Genomic DNA, 15,785 nt, shown 5'->3' on the forward strand with positions numbered 1-15,785 from the left:
TCGACCGGCTCGGCGTACCTGAGACCGGTCGGGGTTGCGCGGGGTGGGAGGTTCCGTGTGGTGGGAATGGGGGTTGATCGGGGCGGGTGGTGGTGGGCAGGGTGGGCCATGTCCCACGTTCAGTCGGTCTCGAAAGCCGCGTATGTCCTGCGCACGCTGGCCAGTACCCAGCGGCCGTTGTCGGTGCGCGAGTTGGCGGGCCGTACCGGAATTCCGCGGAGTACCGTCCACGCGCTGTGCGCCACGATGTGTCACGAAGGGCTGGTGGAGGCTGAGCCGGGCGAAGGGTACCGGCTCGGCTCTCTGGGGCGGCGGCTCACTCCCCGGTAGTCGAGGCGGCGTTGGGTGCGGCGGCGTCGTTCGGCTGGAGGCCGTCGGAGCGGGCGCCGCGGATGCAGGTCGGCTTCGACCAGGCGACGCTGGTCTTCTGCGAGATCTGCAGGGGTACGCCGACCAGGAAGCAGTACCCGACGCCCTTGGTCAGGCCGGTCAGGCGGGTCGAGGTGGTGCCGGCGGGGAGGGGGAGGAGGGGCTCGTCGTCGGTGGGTTCGCGCTGGACCACGATCGGGTACTCGCGTGCGCCGCTGGGCAGGCGCCAGGTCAGCGTGACCGCCACGCCCTGGTCTCTGGTCACCTTGACCTGGCGCGGCCTGAGGGCGTCGATGGACTTCCGGTCGACGGTGGGCGTGCTCGGCTGCTTCAACTGTGTACGGCCGGCCGTGGGCACCGTGTCGGGCGGGCGTTGCGACAGGTAGACGGCCAGGCCGGTACCGGCCACGGCCACCGCTGCCACCGTCACCCCGATCACGATCTTGCCCCGCCCCGTAGCGCCGCCGCCCCGCCTCCGCCGCCCGCCCGGCCCTGCCTGCCCGCTTTCGGCCCGTCCCGCGGACGCGGCCATCGGGGGAGGAGCACCACCTGCGGAGGGAACCTGCCCGCCGGAAGGGCCGCCTGCGGAGGGTAGCTGCTCGCCGGGAGGAGCGCCGCCTGTGGAGGGGAGGTGCCCGCCGGAAGGTGCGGCCGCGTGGGGTTGCGCCCCGTGCGGCGCCCACGGGCTCGTGGCCTGCCCACCGATATGACCGCCCGAAGGCTGACCACCCAGGGTCTGTCCGCCGTGGAGCTGACCACCCGGAGTCTGACCAACCGCAGGATGACCAACCGCAGGATGACCGCCCAAGGTCTGACCACCCGCGGCCGCGGTGTCGGATGGGGTGGGTTGTGGGGCCCAGGGGCTGATGGGGGCGGCGTGGCCCGTTGCCGGATAGGTGGCTCCCGGCGCCCACGGGCTCGGCGGTGGGTACGCGGGGGCCTGGGCGGGGCCGTTAGGGTCGGCGGGGGCGGTCGCCGGGTAGGCGGCGGGGTGGGTCTGCGGGCCGGACGGGGCGCCGGGCCGGGGAGAGGGGGAGGGGCCTGGGTCGGCGCCGAGCAGGTCGGTCACCGGCAACCCCAGCTCCGCCTGGATCTGCTGCAGCCGCTCGGCGAACGCGCGGGCCGTGCCGTACCGCTGCTGGGGGTCCTTGGCCATCGCGCGCAGGACCGTGGAGAAGACCACGGGCGGCACGTCGGCGCGGTCGATCGGCGGCGGGTCGCTGCTCAGGACGCGGTACATCAGCGGCGCGATCGACGGATCGGTCGGGCTGTGGAAGGCGGGCTGCCCGGCCAGCAGGTGGTAGAGGGTGGAGCCGAGGGAGTAGATGTCGGTGGCCGCCGTGTGCTGGTGGCCGCTCAGGACCTCCGGCGCGGCGTGCAGCGGGGTGAACGCGTGGGTCGTGGCCGACACCTCGGCGGTGTCGATGACGCGGGCCACCCCGAAGTCGGCGATGGCGGGCTCGCCGTACCGGGAGATGAGGATGTTCTGCGGCTTGATGTCGCCGTGCAGGACCCCGGCCTCGTGGACGGCGGCCAGCGCCCCCGCGAGCTTGACGCCGGAGCGCAGCACCTCCTGCAGGGGGAGCGGCCCGTGGTTGCGGATGCGGTCGCGCAGGGAGCCGTTCTCGAAGAAGTCCATCGCGATGTACGGCTTGCCCGACCGCGTCGTGCCGGTGTCGAACACGGTCACCACGTTGGGGTGGCCGGTGAGGCGGCCGGTGAGCTGGAGTTCGCGCTGGAACCTGCGCATCGTCCTGCTGTCGACCCGGTCCACGGACAGCACTTTGAGCGCCACGACCCGGTCGAGACGCTCCTGGTACGCCCGGTAGACGATGGCGAATCCGCCCTGACCGGCCTGATCGAGCACTCGATAGCCGGGGGCGTCCTCGACGTGCTGCACGGTGCTTCCCCCTATCAGGGGCGAGTTTAGCGATTTGCCCGGGTGTGGGCGATCAGAAGGGCGACATCAGGTACGCGCCACCGAACATCGACGCTCCCGCGACCAGCAGGAAGAAGAAGACATAGAACCCGCCGGGCAGCACCGTGAGCCGGGCGAGCTGGTCGGCGTCGGAGTTGCCCGCCTGCCGGCGGCGCCGCTTGCGCTGCAGCTCCATGATCGGGCGTACGCCGCCGAACAGCAGGAACCACACCGCCACGTAGGCCACGATCTGCTGGATGTCCTCCGGCGCGTACATGGACAGGGCGAAGATCGCACCTCCGGTGGCCAGCAGGATGAGCGCGCCGTAGAGGTTGCGGATCAGCAGCAGCATGCAGACCAGGAACAGCAGGACGGTCCAGATCAGCAGCGTGATGCGTCCCTGGTCGGTCAGCCACGCCCCGGCCAGGCCCAGCAGCGACGGCGCCACGTACCCGGCCAGCGCGGTCAGCACCATCCCTGGCCCGGTCGGCTTGCCCCTGGTCAGCGTCACGCCGGAGGTGTCGGAGTGCAGCCGGATGCCCTCCAGCTTGCGCCGCGTGACCAGGGCCATCAGCGCGTGGCCGCCTTCGTGCGCGATCGTGACGAGGCCGCGGGTGAGATGCCAGGAGGCGGTGTAGGAGACGACCGCGAAGGCGAACACCGCCGACACCACGACGACCCAGGGCTCGGGGGCGGGCTGGACCTCCACGAGCTGTGCCAGGAACTTGTCCATCGAGAAGAGACCCTATCCGGGTAAAGTCACCGCCGTGGTCACAGAACTTCATTCTGATTCGGGGGTTCCCGCCTGGCTGGCCGCACGCGGACTGCCCGGCCTCATCGACGTGCACGTGCACTTCCTGCCCGAGCGGATGGAACGGCGCGTCTGGCACCACTTCAACCACGGCGGGCCCCTGCTCGGCGACGGCTGGAAGGTCTTCTACCAGTGGCCCGTGGAGCAGCGCCTGGCCCGGCTGCGCGAGCTGGGCGTCACGCGCTTCCCCGCGCTGGCCTACGCCCACAGACCGGACATGGCCCAGGATCTCAACACCTGGACGCTCGACTTCGCCCGCCGTACCCCGGAGTGCGTCCCGTCCGCGACCTTCTACCCCGAGCCGGGCGCTTCCTCCTATGTACGGCAGGCCGTCGAGTCCGGCGCCCGCATCTTCAAGATCCACCTCCAGGTGGGCGACTTCGACCCGCGCCTGCCCGAGCTGGACGGCATCTGGGGCCTGCTGGCCGAGGCCGGGCTCCCGGTCGTCGTCCACGCCAGCTCCGTCCCGGTGCCCGGCGGCCAGGTCGGTCCAGAGCCCATCGAGGGGCTCCTGCGCAGGCATCCCGGTCTGCGCCTGGTCATCGCCCACCTCGGCATGCCCGAGTACGAGCCGTTCTTCGACCTGGCGCAACGCTACGAGCGGGTCGCGCTCGACACCACGATGGCCTTCACCGACTTCGCCGAGCTCGGCATGCCCTTCCCCGCCGCGCTCCGGCCCGCGCTGCGTGAACTCGGCCTGGCGGGGAAGGTGGTGCTGGGTAGTGATTTCCCGAACATTCCCTACTCGTACGCGCACCAACTGCACGCGCTGGATCGGCTCGGCTTCGGGGACGAGTGGATCAGGGCCGTGTGCTGGGACAACGGGTCCGACATGATCTGATGGAGGGGTGAACGATCGGCACGTGGCGCTGGTCAGCGCCTTCTACGAAGCGATGGGCCGCGGCAACCTCGAGGTCATGGAGCGTTGCTACCATCCGGACGTCAGCTTCGGAGATCCTGTCTTCCAGGAGGTGGAGGGTCGAGACCGGGTGATGGCGATGTGGCGGCTGCAGCTCGGCGTACGCGACGGTCTGCGCTCGGACTTCCGCGACGTGCGGGCCGACGACCACAGCGGCAGCGCCTCGTGGACGGCCCGCTACACCTTCGGCGGCACGGGACGCGTGGTCGTCAACGACATCACCGCGTTCTTCCGTTTTGAGGACGGGCTCATCGTGCGCCATCATGACGAGTTCGACTTCAGGCGGTGGTCGAGGATGGCACTCGGGAGGCCGGCCGGACTGCTGTTCGGCTGGACGCCGATGTTCCGCAAGACGATCAGGGACCGGGCCCACCAGGCGCTCGACGAGGTGTCGTAGAGGACGTGAGCGCATGGCACGCATGAAGGGCTTCCTGCAGAGCAGCCGCACCCGTGAGCAGGCGCCTGAACACTCCATGGACCCCAGGGCCGTGGAGGAGGAGGCCCCGTACCGCCCGACCGTGATCGACAACGCCATCTACCAGTACGGCGAGCGCATCGACAACCCGGGCTCCCTGGCCGACGCCTTCGAACGGCTCAAGGAGATGCCGGGCACCATGGCCTGGATCGGCCTGTACCGCCCGAAGGAGTGGGAGCTGGTCAAGCTGGGCGAGGAGTTCCAGCTCCACGAGCTCGCCCTCGAAGACGCCATCGTCGGCTCCCAGCGCCCCAAGGCCGACCGCTACGGCGACACGCTCTTCGTCGTGCTGCGCGCCGCGCGCTACCTCGACGACGTGGAGGAGGTCGCCTTCGGCGAGCTGCACGTCTTCGTCGGCCCCAACTTCGTCATCACGGTACGGCACGCCGAGGCCCCCGACCTCCAGGCCGTGCGCAAACGCATGGAATCCGACCCCGACCTCCTCCGCCAGGGCCCGCAGGCGGTGCTCTACGCCATCCTCGACGCCGTCGTGGACGGCTACGCCCCCGTCGTGGCCGGGCTGCAGAAGGACCTGGAGGAGATCGAGGCCCAGGTGTTCAGCGGCGACCCGGCGGTCTCCCGCCGCGTCTACGAGCTGAGCGGCGAGGTCATCGAGTTCCAGCGGGCGACCGCGCCGCTGCTGAAGATGATCGACGGCTTCATCGCCGGCGCCGCCAAGTACGGCGTGAACGAGGAGCTCCAGAGCTACCTGCGCGACGTCGCCGACCACGCGATCACCGTGACGGAGCGGGTGGCCGCCTTCCGCCAGATGCTCCAGGACATCCTGGTGATCAACTCGACCCTGGTCACGCAGGCCCAGAACGCCGAGATGGCCAAGATGACCGAGGCCAGCATCCGGCAGGGCGAGGAGGTCAAGAAGATCTCCGCCTGGGCGGCCATCCTGTTCGCCCCGACGCTGGTCGGCACGATCTACGGCATGAACTTCGACTTCATGCCGGAGACCCACTGGACGCTGGGCTACCCGTTCGCCGTCGTGCTCATGGGCGCGGTGTGCCTGATCCTGTTCCTCGTCTTCAAGAGACGCGACTGGCTGTAGGGTCCGCGGGACCGCACGGGGCGCGTGGTCCTAGCGTGGTGTCCATGAGTGAGTTCGGGTGGATGGAGGCGGGCGGCGAGTACTTCGCCCGCCACGTGGACGCGGCCGTCGAGGCGGGACTGGACGGGGCCTCGCAGTTGCCGGGATGGCGGCGCCGCCATGTGGTGGCACACGCGGCCTGCAACGCGCGGGCGCTGTCGCGCCTGGTCCACTGGGCCAGGACGGGCGAGGAGCGGGCGATGTACCCGAGCAGGCAGGCACGCGACGAGGAGATCGAGGAGACGGCCCGCATGCCCGCGCACGAACTCGCGGCGCTGTCGGCGCAGACCGAGCGGGAGCTGCGGGCGGACCTGGCGGGCCTGTCGGATCTGCAGTGGAACGCGAAGGTCCGCACCGCGCAGGGCAAGGTCGTGCCCGCCGCCGACATCCCCTGGATGCGCGCCCGCGAGTCGTGGATCCACGCCGTGGACCTCGGCACCGGCGGCTCCTTCTCCGACTTCCCCGACGGCCTGGTCGACGCGCTGCTCAGCGACGTCACCACCGCCATGGAGAACCGCCCCACCGGCCCGGCCCTGCTGCTGGTCCCGCTCGACCGGGCGCGCACCTGGCGCGTCCACCCCGGCGGCACCCCGCGCGAGGGCGACCTGGTCGGGCAGGTGACGCTGGTACGCGGGAGCGCCGCGAGGCTGGCCGCCTGGCTGACCGGCAGGGGCCCCGCGCCGGAACCCGGTGCGCCGTCGATCGGGCCGTGGCTGTGAGCCCTGTCCGGATCTGGACAGGATGTCAGAACGCACTTACGGTCCGAGAATGCGGTTCGGAATCTTCTACGAGCACCAGCTCCCCCGTCCCTGGGAACCGGACAGCGAGCAGCGGCTCTACACCGACGCGCTGGACCAGATCGAGATCGCGGACCGCGTCGGCTTCGACTACGTCTGGGAGGTCGAGCACCACTTCCTGGAGGAGTACTCCCATTCGGCGGCCCCGGAGGTGTTCCTGGCCGCCGCCTCCCAGCGCACCACGAACATCCGCCTCGGCCACGGCATCGTCCAGCTCCCGCAGCAGGTGAACCATCCCGCCCGGGTGGCCGAGCGGGTGGCGACGCTCGACCTGGTCTCCGGCGGGCGCGTGGACTTCGGCACCGGCGAGGCCAGCTCCGCGGCCGAACTGGGCGGGTTCGGGGTGGCGCGCGAGCGCAAGCGCGAGATGTGGCAGGACGCGCTCGACTGCGTCACCCGCATGTTCGCCGAGGAGCCGTTCGCCGGCTGGAACTCGCCCCACCTGCGCATGCCGCCGCGCAACGTGATCCCCAAACCGGTGCAGAAGCCGCACCCGCCGCTCTGGGTGGCCTGCTCGCGGCGCGAGACGATCCGGCTGGCCGCGCGCAACGGCATCGGCGCGCTGTCGTTCGCGTTCGTGCACCCCGAGGACGCGGCCACCTGGTCGCGTGACTACTACCGGCTGCTGACCTCGGAGGAGTGCGTGCCCGCCGGGTTCGCGGTCAACGCCAACCTCGCCGTCGTGCTGCCGATGATGTGCCACGAGGACCCCGAGGAGGCCAGGCGGCGCGGCGCGCTCGGCGCCGGGTTCTTCGCCTACGCGCTCGCCCACTACTACGGGCCGTCCGGGCACGCGCCGGGCCAGGGCTCCATCTGGGCCGACTTCACCGCCCGGCGGCCCAGCCTCGGCGCGCGCGGCGACGATCCGCTGGCCGGGGCGCTCGGCAGCCCGCAGCAGCTCGTCGAGCTGGTACGGCGCTACGAGGAGGCGGGCGTCGATCAGATGATCTTCGTGCTGCAGGCCGGGCCCAACCGGCACGAGCACATCTGCGAGAGCCTGGAGCTGTTCGGCAAGAAGGTCCTGCCGGTCTTCGCCGACGGGCGCGAGGAGCGGGAGCGGGCCAAGGCGGAACGGCTGGCGCCCGCCGTCGCCGCGGCGCTGGCCAGGCGGGCGCCGGTCAGGGCGATGGCGCGGCCGTACCGGATCGACGAGGACGCCGAGGTCGCGCGCATCGGGCGGCGGGCGGCGCCCGCGGGGCCGGGGGAGCGGTTGCGGGCGGTGCGCAAGGCGGCGCGGCGCGGCGGGCAGGGGCTGCTGGCGCGCTTCGTCGGCGGGCGCGAGGACCCCGAGCTGGAGCGGTGGTTCGGGCCGGGGCAGCAGCGGCTGCTGTTCGGGCTGATGGCGCGCTCCTTCGATCCGGCCAGGGCGGGCGGGTTCCAGGGGACGCTGGAGTTCCGGCTCGAACCGGCGGCCACCTGGACGATCACCGTGCGCGGCGAGCGGGCCAGGATGGCGCAGGGCCGCGCCGCCGAACCGGCGCTGGTGCTGGCGATGCCCGCCGCCGACCTGCTGCGGGTGCTCGCCGGCACGGTCAACCCGGCCGACCTGCTCATGTCCGGGCGGCTGCGGGTCGAGGGCGACGTCACGCTGGCCTCGCGGGTGACGGAGATGTTCGGCGGGCCGTCGCCGTATTGACCTCAAGCCGAGTCGAGGTTGCAGGATCGGCCGTATGAGACGAGCACTGGTACTGGGACCCGGCGGGGGCGCGGCGACAGCGTGGCTGGCCGGGCTGATCACCGGCCTGCGCCGCGAGGGCGTGGACCTGTCGGCCGCCGACCTCATCGTCGGCACCTCGGCGGGCGCGCTGGCCGCCGCCCTGCTCGCCACCGGCGTCCCGCTGGAGACGCTGGGCGCGCAGGAGCGCGCCGAGCTGCCGCGTGAGGCGGACTGGCCGGTGCGCCGCCTGCTCATCGCCGCCGTGGACGCCGAGAGCGGCGCGCGTACCGTCTTCGACATCTTCGGCGGCGTGCCGCTGCCCGCCGCCGTCGCCGCCAGCCGCGCCGCCACGATCGGCGGCCGCCGCTACGGGCACGCCGCCTCCGCCAACGCCGACCTGGCCGCGCGCGCCGAACGCGTCCTGGTCCTGGACCCGCTCGCGGTCGAAGCCGCCCCCACCATCAACCCCGCCGCGCACACCATCACCCCCGACGCGCGCTCGCGCGCCGCCGCGTCCTGGTCGCCGTCCTTCCACGCGGGGGTACGGCAGGCCGCCGCCACCGCGGCACAGGCGGCCGAGGTCTGGCACGGTCCCAGGCGGCGCCTGGCTAGCTGAGCAGCTTGCGGGCCGCCGCCTCGATCTCCTCCTCCGACAGCAGCACGTGACCGGCCGCATCTCCGAGCGGGATGAAGCTGTCGGAGGACGTCACGCGGGCGATCTGGCCGGTGAAGCCGGCGTCGAGCAGTTCGGCCACGACGCCCTCGGAGACACTGCCCGAGCGGCGCGTCTCGTCGGCGATCAGCACCTTGCCGGTCAGCTCGGCCGCCCGGACCAGGTCCTCGACCGGCAGCGGCGACAACCACCGCAGGTCGAGCACGCGGCAACTGTAGCCCTCCTGGGTGAGGCGGACCGCGGCCCGCAGGCTCATCCGCAGCCCGTTGCCGTAGGTGACGATGGTCAGGTCGCGGCCGTCGCCGTAGGAGCGGGCCCGCCCGATCGGCACGTGCGTCTCGGACCAGCGGGTCGGCGGCGCGTACGTGCCCAGCCAGCCGCCGTCGCCGTCGTCGAACAGGTCACGCGTGTGGTAGAGCGCGATCGGCTCCAGGAAGACGCAGACCGAGCCCTGGGTACGGGCCGCGGCCAGGCACGTGCGGAGCATCGCCGAGGCGTCGTCGGGCCGCGAGGGCGAGGCGATGATCAGGCCGGGGATGTCGCGCAGCGCGCCGATGGCGTTGTCGTTGTGGAAGTGGCCGCCGAAGCCCTTCTGGTAGGCGTAGCCGGCCACGCGGACGACCATCGGGTTGGTGAAGGCGCCGCGGGAGAAGAAGGAGAGCGTGGCGGCCTCGCCGCGGATCTGGTCGAGCGCGTTGTGGAGGTAGGCCAGGTACTGGATCTCGGGCACCGGCAGCAGCCTGGCCACGCCCGAGCCGAGCGCGAGCCCGAGGATGGCCTGCTCGTCGAGGAGGGTGTCGAAGACGCGGGCGGGGCCGAAGCGCTTCTGCAGGCCGCGGGTGACGCCGTAGACGCCGCCCTTCTTGGCGACGTCCTCGCCGAAGACCATCATCTCGGGGTAGACGGCCAGCGCGTCGGCCAGCGTGCGGTTGATCGCCTGCGACAGCGTCATCGCCTTGTCGTTCTCGGGCAGCGCGCCGGCGAAGGCCCTCTCGCGTACCGAGGGTTCGGCCGCCACCGGGCTGATCTTGGCGATCACGTCCGCGCTGCGCGGCGCGATGGGGGCCATGACCTCCTCGGCCGTGGACAGCCGAGGGCTGCGCGTGGTCTCCAGCGCCATGCGCAGCACGTGCTCGCGCGTGGACTCGTACGACTTGAGCAGGTCGTCGGCGGTGAGGAGGCCAGCCTCGATGAGCATCGCGGCGCTGCGCAGCAGCGGGTCGCGCGCCATGTCGGCGCGGATCTCGCGCTGGGTGCGGTAGGCGACCTCGACGTCGGAGCCGGCGTGGCCCATCAGCCGCACGGTGGACAGGTGTAGGAAGGCGGGGGAGCGGTTGGCCCGCACGTGCGCCACGGCCTGCGCGGCAGCGTCGTAGGCGGCGGCCAGGTCGCAGCCGTCGGCGGCGAAGTACTCGATGCCCGGCCTGCGTGCCGCCGCCTCCACCCAGCCCTTGGGCGTGCGGACGCTGATGCCGATGCCGTTGTCCTCGCAGACGAACAGGATCGGCACCGCCTGGCCCTGGTAGGTGGCGTACGCGGCGGTGTTGAGACCGGACAGCGCGGTGGCGTGGTTGACGGAGGCGTCGCCGAAGCTGCACACCGCGATCGCGTCGGGAGCCCAGGCGCCGCTGACGTCGAGCGCGCGGGTCCGCTCGATGGCGAAGGCCACGCCCACGGCCCGGGGCAGATGGCTGGCGATGGTCGAGGTCTGCGGGATGACCGCGAGCTCGGGGTGGCCGAAAACCTTGTGCCTGCCACCGGCGATCGGCTCCTCCGCGGCGGCGGTCAGGCCCATGAGCACGTCGCGGATGCCCTGCTCGGGCAGCCGGCCGGCCAGGGCCGAGCGCGTGAGGTAGAACGCGCCGGAGCGGTAGTGCAGCAGGGCGGGGTCGTCGGTGCGCAACGCGGCGGCCACCGCGGCGTTGCCCTCGTGCCCGGCCGAGCCGATCGTGTAGAAGCCCTGGTCCTGCTCGCGTAGCCAGCGGGCCGCGATGTCGAGCAGGCGGCTGTCGAGCTGGCGGCGGAACAGGTCGAGACAGAGCCGGCCGCTGAGCGTGGTGCCCTCGCGGACCGGTCTTGACAGGTCACGAGGCGTGCCCGTCTTCAGGTCGGCTACGGCTTCGAGGAAATGAGTCTCAACTGTGTCGCGCGCCACAAGCCCGATTATGCCCCCCAGAGGCCTCGTCGGGAGGTGACATGTTCTGGACCGGTGTTATTGACTCATTTTCGTTACGGCTGGTCAGCTTTACAAACCTTTTGCCCATCCTAAACGTCTACTGGGTAGAAGTACGTGGCACCCTCAATGCCGCGTTGACCACTTGCGGTCTCCAGAAGGGACGGAAACCCGCATGTCGCAACGCATCCGCGCCGTAGCCGTCGCGCTCGCGATGGGAGCCGGAGCGCTCGCTCTGGCCTCTCCGGCGTCGGCATCGGCCGGGGCGAAGGCCCCCAGCATCTCCGACGTGAACGTCAGTCCGTCGCCGGTCGTCGTGTTCGACGACGCGGTCACGGCGACGTTCAGCTTCACCACGAAGGGCGCGGGCAAGGCGGAACTCCAGCTCCGCGCGCCCGGTGACGTCAGCGTCCCCACCCAGGTCGACCTCAAGTCCGCGCCGCACGGCGAATGGACGAAGTGGACCGGGACCAAGTCCTTCGACGCCAAGAGCGCCGGTCGCTGGAACATCCTCGCCATCGCCCACGGCGACGGCGAGAGCTCCTCACGCGCCTCGTTCGAGGTCAAGAAGGCGCTCGACACCAAGATCGTCGACTTCGACGCCAGTCCCGACCTGGTGGCGAAGGGCTCGACGATCAAGGTCTCCGGCCGTCTCCTCGCCGAGGGCAAGGGGTACGGCGGGCAGCAGGTGACGATCACCTTCCGCGAGAAGGGCACCGACGCCTACCGCCACATCGCCAAGACCGGCACCAGCCGCTCCGGCTGGTTCTCCACCGGCGTCAAGGCCGAGGCCACCGGCTGGTGGCGGGCCGAGTTCGACAAGACCGGCTCCGCCAGGGGCTCGGTCAGCGACACCGACCGCGTGGACGTCAAGGCTGCCGACCGGGCCACCCGGATCATCGGCTTCGACGCCTCGCCCGAGCCCGTGGACAAGGGCGACCGGCTGCGGTTCAGCGGCAACCTGCAGGTCCAGGGCTGGGAAGGTCTGCCCGGCCAGCGGGTCGCCATCCAGTTCAAGCGCCACGGCTCCTCGCGCTGGGAGCACGTGACCAGCGACGTGACCAGCCGCGGCGGACGCTTCTGGGCCAGCGCCCGGGCGTACGAGTCCGGCTGGTGGCGGGCCGTGTACAACGGCGCCGCCGGCATCCAGGGCTCCGCCAGCGACGCCGACTGGGTCCGCGTCGAGCGGCCCACCCCGCCGCCGCCGGAGAAGGCCGACAGCAGGCTCATCAAGTTCAACGCCTACCCCGAGCCGGTCAAGCGCGGCAAGTACCTGCGCTTCAAGGGCAAGCTGCAGATCTTCGACGACGGCTGGGACGGCCACCGGGCGAAGATCCGGCTGTACTTCAAGCCCAAGGGCTCCAGCAAGTGGTACTACTACAAGGCCACCTGGTCGAACAGCAGTGGCAACATCTACACCAAGGTGAAGGCCTCGAAGTCGGGCACCTGGAGGTTCGTCTTCCAGGGTGACGCCGACGCCTACGGTGACACCAGCGGCAGCGACTACGTGCGCGTCAAGCGGTAACCACCGGCACGACCCTGGCGCGGGCCCCCTACCTCAAGGGGGCCCGCGCCTCGTTGTTCACAGCAGCCCGCGCTCCATCGCGGCGACCACCGCCGCCGCCCGCGTCTCCACGCCGAGCTTGGCGAAGACGTTCTTCAGGTGCGTCTTCACCGTCGTCTCGCTGATCAGCAGTGCCCTGGCGACCTCCTTGTTGCCCGCGCCCCTGGCGATCAGGCGCAGCACCTCCAGCTCTCGGGGGCTCGGGTCGCGTTGCCTGGGGCTCTTGCCCGCCATCAGGTGGCCGGCGATCGCCGGTGACAGCACCCTTCCGCCTTCGGCGGCCGTGCGTACCGCGCGGTGCAGATCCTCACGCGGGGTGTCCTTCAGCAGATAGCCCGCCACCCCCTCGGCCAGCGCGCGCCCGACGTCGCCGTCGGTGTCGTAGGTGGTCAGCACGATCACCTTCGTCCCGGGGTGCGCCGCGTGCAGGCGGCGGATCGCGCCGACGCCGTCCAGGTTCGGCATCCGCAGGTCCATGAGCACCACGTCCGGCTCGGTACTCGCGGCCAGTGCCAGCGCCTCCCTGCCGTCGGCCGCCGCGGCGACCACGGTGATGTCGGGCAGCCCGTCGAACATGCCGCGCAGGCCGTCCCGCACCACGGGATGGTCGTCGACGATCATCAGGCGTACGGGATGCTCACGCACAGCGCCGTCCCCTCTCCCGGCGCCGACTCCACCGTCACCGTCCCCCCGACCGCCGCCGCCCGCTCCCGCATGGCCGCCAGCCCATAACCCCCGCTCGCGTTCCCGACCGTGCCCGAGCCCCCGCTCGTGCCCGCGCGGCTGTCCGTGCCGGTGTCTGCGCCTGCGCCTGCGTCTGTGCCTGCGTCTGTGCCTGTGTCGAAGCCGGTGCCATCGTCGAGCAGGTCCAGCGTCACCTCGTTCTCCATGTACGACAGCGTGATGGCCACCCGCCGCGCCCCCGCGTGCTTGGCGGCGTTGGCCAGTCCCTCCTGCGCGGCGCGCAACAGCGTCGCCTCCACCTCCGGCTCCAGCGGGCGGCGCGTCCCGTCCACCGAGACCGTGGCCGGCACCCCGCTGGCCGACGACCAGCGCGCCGCCACGTCGCCGAGGGCGAGGTCGATCCTGGCCCGGTTCAGCGGCTCGGGCCGGAGCGCGTCCACCGAGCGCCGCGCCTCGCCGAGGTTCTCGCGGGCCAGCCGCTTGGCGACGGCGATGCGCTGCCGTACGGCGGGCAGGTCGTCGTCCGCCTGCTCCGCCGCCTCCAGTTGGGTGATGATCCCGCTGAACCCCTGTGCCAGCGTGTCGTGGATCTCCCTGGCCAGCCGGGCCCGCTCCCGCAGCACCCCGACCTCGCCGGCCCTGACCAGGTGCTGGGCGAACAGGCCCATGATCGTGACCAGTCCGGCGTTGGCCAGCAGCCCGCCGAGCACGCCCGGGTTCACGGCCAGTTCGGCCGCCCGGCCGGTGCCCAGGAACGTGGTCAGCACCAGCGCCACCGCTCCGGCGTAGCCCCACCGGCCGGGCAGCATCACGTACGGCAGCGGGCACATGCCGAACTGGACCAGCTCGAACACGGGCTCCCGCCGTACCAGCAGGAAGAGGAGCACCAGCAGGACCGTGAAGTGCACCGCCATCGGGTAGAGGCGTTCCAGGTCCTCGCTCCTGCGCACGACGAAGAGCCAGTAGTAGACGCCCATCCCCGCGGCCAGCCCCAGGGTCAGCGGACGGCCGCCGCCGGTGCCCATGAGCGCGACCACCGCCGTGGGGAAGGTCAGGCAGGCGTAGAAGAGCAGGTGAAAGGCTTGGAGCCAGCGGCTCATTCCCACCGGAAGGTCAACGCGGCTATCGCCGTACATAGGATGATTATCCCCGTGAGCAGCAGCAACGGCAGCGCGGCCGGAGTGCCGAACCAGCCATCGCGCAACGCCGTCACCGCCTGGGTGAGCGGCAGATAGTCGCCGATCTTGAGCAACATGTCCGGCAGGCCCTCGCGCGGGATCGCCGCCCCGGCCAGGAAGATCATCGGGAACATGACGGTGAGCCCGAGCAGATCCGCCGTCCGCGCCCGTGGTGCCACCGCCGCGATCACGAACCCGATCGCGCACGTCATCAGCGCGCTGAGCAGGAACGCCAGGACCAGCGGCAGCGGGTGTGCGGGCGGCGCCACCCCGAAGACCGCCATGCCCGTCACGACCACCACCAGCGACCCGCCCAGCCCCATCACCATCTGGGCCGCGACCTGCGCGCCCAGCAGCATGACCGGCGAGATCGGCGTGACCGCCAGCCGCCGCAGCACCTTCCGCTCCCGGTAGGTGGCCACGATGCCCGGCAGCGCCGCGATGCCGCCGATCGCCAGGATCATCGCCATGTAGCTCGGCAGGAAGACTTCCAGGCGGTCGCTGCCGCTGTTCAGCACCAGCAGCATGAGAGGGAAGGCGACCATGAAGAACAGGCTGCCCGGATCCCGGCCCAGCAGCCTCAGCTCGTTGGCAGAAAGCTGAACGAACGCCCTCACAGCGCACCTCCCAGCGACTCCGCATCCACGCGCGCCCTCACAGCACACCTCCCAGCGACTCCGCATCCACGCGCGCCCTCACAGCACACCTATCAGCGACTCCACGCCCACGCGCCCTCACAGCACGCCCTCCAGCGACTCCGCGCCCACGCGCGACATGAGCTCGGCCGGGCTTCCGACATCCGCGATCCGGCCCTCGCGGAAGACCGCCACCCGGTCGCAGAGTTCCTCCGCCTCGTCCATGAAGTGGCTGACCAGCACAATCGTCATGCCCGCCGCCTTGAGTCCCCTGACCAGTTCCCACGTCTCGCGCCTGGCCACGGGGTCCAGGGCCGTGGTCAGCTCGTCCAGCACCACCAGCTCGGGACTGCCCACCAGGGCGAGCGCCAGCAGGAGCCGCTGCCGCTGCCCGCCGGACAGGTCCCCGAACGCGCGCTTCCGCAGTGGTTCCAGCCCCCAGGTGTCCATGATCTGCCGGGGATCGGCCGGTCGCGCATAGAACGAGGCGAACAACCTGAGCGCCTCACCCACCTTGATCCGGTCGGGCAGCGCGCTGTCCTGGAGCTGCACCCCGACCTTCCTGGCCAGCTCCCTGCGCCGCGCCGGATCGATCCCCAGAACCCGGATGCTCCCCGCGTCCTGTTTGCGCAGCCCGACCAGGCACTCCACCGTGGTCGTCTTCCCCGCCCCGTTGCGCCCGATGACCCCGAACGTCTCACCCCTGGCGACCTCGAACGACACCCCGTCCACGGCTGTGACGCCGCCGTAGGATTTGCGCAGGTCGCGCACTGTTATCGCTGTCATACGCCCGATATTCGCGGCTGGACGCCCGCCCAGGTATCCCCCATCTCGAC

Annotated in this window: 15 protein-coding genes; 8 read left to right on the forward strand and 7 right to left on the reverse strand. The window is 71.4% G+C overall.

What is annotated here, in order from left to right; translation table 11 throughout:
- Window positions 1-108 precede the first annotated feature (108 nt).
- Window positions 109-330, forward strand: coding sequence for a helix-turn-helix domain-containing protein (locus ACIBEJ_RS12960; protein WP_397182856.1), 222 nt, complete (start codon window positions 109-111; stop codon window positions 328-330).
- Here the strand turns inward: ACIBEJ_RS12960 and ACIBEJ_RS12965 are convergent.
- On the reverse strand, window positions 317-2,269 hold the full coding sequence (locus tag ACIBEJ_RS12965) for a protein kinase (RefSeq protein WP_397182857.1): 1,953 nt from the start codon (window positions 2,267-2,269) through the stop codon (window positions 317-319). The two genes, ACIBEJ_RS12960 and ACIBEJ_RS12965, sit on opposite strands and share 14 nt — an antisense overlap.
- Window positions 2,270-2,321: 52 nt before the next feature.
- Window positions 2,322-3,020 (reverse strand): M50 family metallopeptidase, encoded by a 699-nt coding sequence (locus ACIBEJ_RS12970; protein ID WP_397182858.1) that lies wholly within the window; start codon window positions 3,018-3,020, stop codon window positions 2,322-2,324.
- A gap of 34 nt (window positions 3,021-3,054) precedes the next feature.
- On the opposite strand from ACIBEJ_RS12970, the gene ACIBEJ_RS12975 reads away from it, so the two are divergent.
- From ACIBEJ_RS12975 to ACIBEJ_RS13000, 6 genes are read left to right on the forward strand one after another with little or no spacing between them, the layout of a single operon-like run.
- Entirely contained in the window at window positions 3,055-3,939 is an 885-nt protein-coding gene (locus ACIBEJ_RS12975; protein ID WP_397182859.1) for an amidohydrolase family protein, read from the forward strand.
- A gap of 7 nt (window positions 3,940-3,946) precedes the next feature.
- The gene (locus ACIBEJ_RS12980) at window positions 3,947-4,414 is read left to right on the forward strand and encodes a nuclear transport factor 2 family protein (RefSeq protein ID WP_397182860.1); all 468 of its coding nucleotides are present in this window, start codon (window positions 3,947-3,949) and stop codon (window positions 4,412-4,414) included.
- Window positions 4,415-4,427: 13 nt separating this feature from the next.
- Complete coding sequence (locus ACIBEJ_RS12985) at window positions 4,428-5,549, forward strand: magnesium and cobalt transport protein CorA (protein WP_397182861.1); 1,122 nt, start codon at window positions 4,428-4,430, stop codon at window positions 5,547-5,549.
- 44 nt (window positions 5,550-5,593) lie between these two features.
- Window positions 5,594-6,307: a maleylpyruvate isomerase family mycothiol-dependent enzyme gene (locus ACIBEJ_RS12990; protein ID WP_397182862.1), complete on the forward strand. Its 714-nt coding sequence runs from the start codon at window positions 5,594-5,596 to the stop codon at window positions 6,305-6,307.
- 49 nt (window positions 6,308-6,356) lie between these two features.
- Window positions 6,357-8,021 (forward strand): LLM class flavin-dependent oxidoreductase, encoded by a 1,665-nt coding sequence (locus tag ACIBEJ_RS12995; protein WP_397182863.1) that lies wholly within the window; start codon window positions 6,357-6,359, stop codon window positions 8,019-8,021.
- Between the two features lie 34 nt (window positions 8,022-8,055).
- Complete coding sequence (locus ACIBEJ_RS13000; protein WP_397182864.1) at window positions 8,056-8,658, forward strand: patatin-like phospholipase family protein; 603 nt, start codon at window positions 8,056-8,058, stop codon at window positions 8,656-8,658.
- Here ACIBEJ_RS13000 and ACIBEJ_RS13005 read toward each other — a convergent pair.
- Window positions 8,651-10,870, reverse strand: coding sequence for a thiamine pyrophosphate-dependent enzyme (locus tag ACIBEJ_RS13005; RefSeq protein WP_397182865.1), 2,220 nt, complete (start codon window positions 10,868-10,870; stop codon window positions 8,651-8,653). The genes ACIBEJ_RS13000 and ACIBEJ_RS13005 overlap by 8 nt on opposite strands.
- 193 nt (window positions 10,871-11,063) lie before the next feature.
- On the opposite strand from ACIBEJ_RS13005, the gene ACIBEJ_RS13010 reads away from it, so the two are divergent.
- A complete protein-coding gene (locus tag ACIBEJ_RS13010; RefSeq protein WP_397182866.1) occupies window positions 11,064-12,413 on the forward strand; it encodes a hypothetical protein in 1,350 nt (449 codons plus the stop codon).
- 57 nt (window positions 12,414-12,470) lie between these two features.
- Here the strand turns inward: ACIBEJ_RS13010 and ACIBEJ_RS13015 are convergent, their stop codons facing one another.
- The 4 genes from ACIBEJ_RS13015 to ACIBEJ_RS13030 form a co-directional block, all read right to left on the reverse strand.
- Window positions 12,471-13,097 carry a response regulator gene (locus ACIBEJ_RS13015; protein WP_397182867.1) on the reverse strand — a complete coding sequence of 209 codons (627 nt, stop codon included), beginning with the start codon at window positions 13,095-13,097 and terminating at the stop codon, window positions 12,471-12,473.
- Window positions 13,073-14,236, reverse strand: a complete 1,164-nt coding sequence (locus tag ACIBEJ_RS13020) for a sensor histidine kinase (protein ID WP_397182868.1) — start codon at window positions 14,234-14,236, stop codon at window positions 13,073-13,075. Before ACIBEJ_RS13020 ends, ACIBEJ_RS13015 begins: the two co-directional genes overlap by 25 nt.
- The gene (locus ACIBEJ_RS13025; RefSeq protein WP_397182869.1) at window positions 14,233-14,931 is read right to left on the reverse strand and encodes an ABC transporter permease; all 699 of its coding nucleotides are present in this window, start codon (window positions 14,929-14,931) and stop codon (window positions 14,233-14,235) included. Before ACIBEJ_RS13025 ends, ACIBEJ_RS13020 begins: the two co-directional genes overlap by 4 nt.
- A gap of 117 nt (window positions 14,932-15,048) precedes the next feature.
- A complete protein-coding gene (locus tag ACIBEJ_RS13030; protein WP_397182871.1) occupies window positions 15,049-15,735 on the reverse strand; it encodes an ABC transporter ATP-binding protein in 687 nt (228 codons plus the stop codon).
- Window positions 15,736-15,785 lie beyond the last annotated feature (50 nt).

Origin of the sequence: Nonomuraea sp. NPDC050790 (assembly GCF_044456745.1) — a bacterium.
Taxonomy (GTDB): domain Bacteria; phylum Actinomycetota; class Actinomycetes; order Streptosporangiales; family Streptosporangiaceae; genus Nonomuraea.

Bases quoted from the DNA above. Each gene is read 5' to 3' on its own strand.
- ACIBEJ_RS13030 (WP_397182871.1), bottom strand. From the start codon at position 15,735: ATGACAGCGATAACAGTGCGCGACCTGCGCAAATCCTACGGCGGCGTC.
- ACIBEJ_RS13020 (WP_397182868.1), bottom strand. From the start codon at position 14,236: ATGAGCCGCTGGCTCCAAGCCTTTCACCTGCTCTTCTACGCCTGCCTG.
- ACIBEJ_RS12990 (WP_397182862.1), top strand. From the start codon at position 5,594: ATGAGTGAGTTCGGGTGGATGGAGGCGGGCGGCGAGTACTTCGCCCGC.
- ACIBEJ_RS13000 (WP_397182864.1), top strand. From the start codon at position 8,056: ATGAGACGAGCACTGGTACTGGGACCCGGCGGGGGCGCGGCGACAGCG.
- ACIBEJ_RS13010 (WP_397182866.1), top strand. From the start codon at position 11,064: ATGTCGCAACGCATCCGCGCCGTAGCCGTCGCGCTCGCGATGGGAGCC.
- ACIBEJ_RS12970 (WP_397182858.1), bottom strand. From the start codon at position 3,020: ATGGACAAGTTCCTGGCACAGCTCGTGGAGGTCCAGCCCGCCCCCGAG.
- ACIBEJ_RS12985 (WP_397182861.1), top strand. From the start codon at position 4,428: ATGGCACGCATGAAGGGCTTCCTGCAGAGCAGCCGCACCCGTGAGCAG.
- ACIBEJ_RS12960 (WP_397182856.1), top strand. From the start codon at position 109: ATGTCCCACGTTCAGTCGGTCTCGAAAGCCGCGTATGTCCTGCGCACG.
- ACIBEJ_RS12995 (WP_397182863.1), top strand. From the start codon at position 6,357: ATGCGGTTCGGAATCTTCTACGAGCACCAGCTCCCCCGTCCCTGGGAA.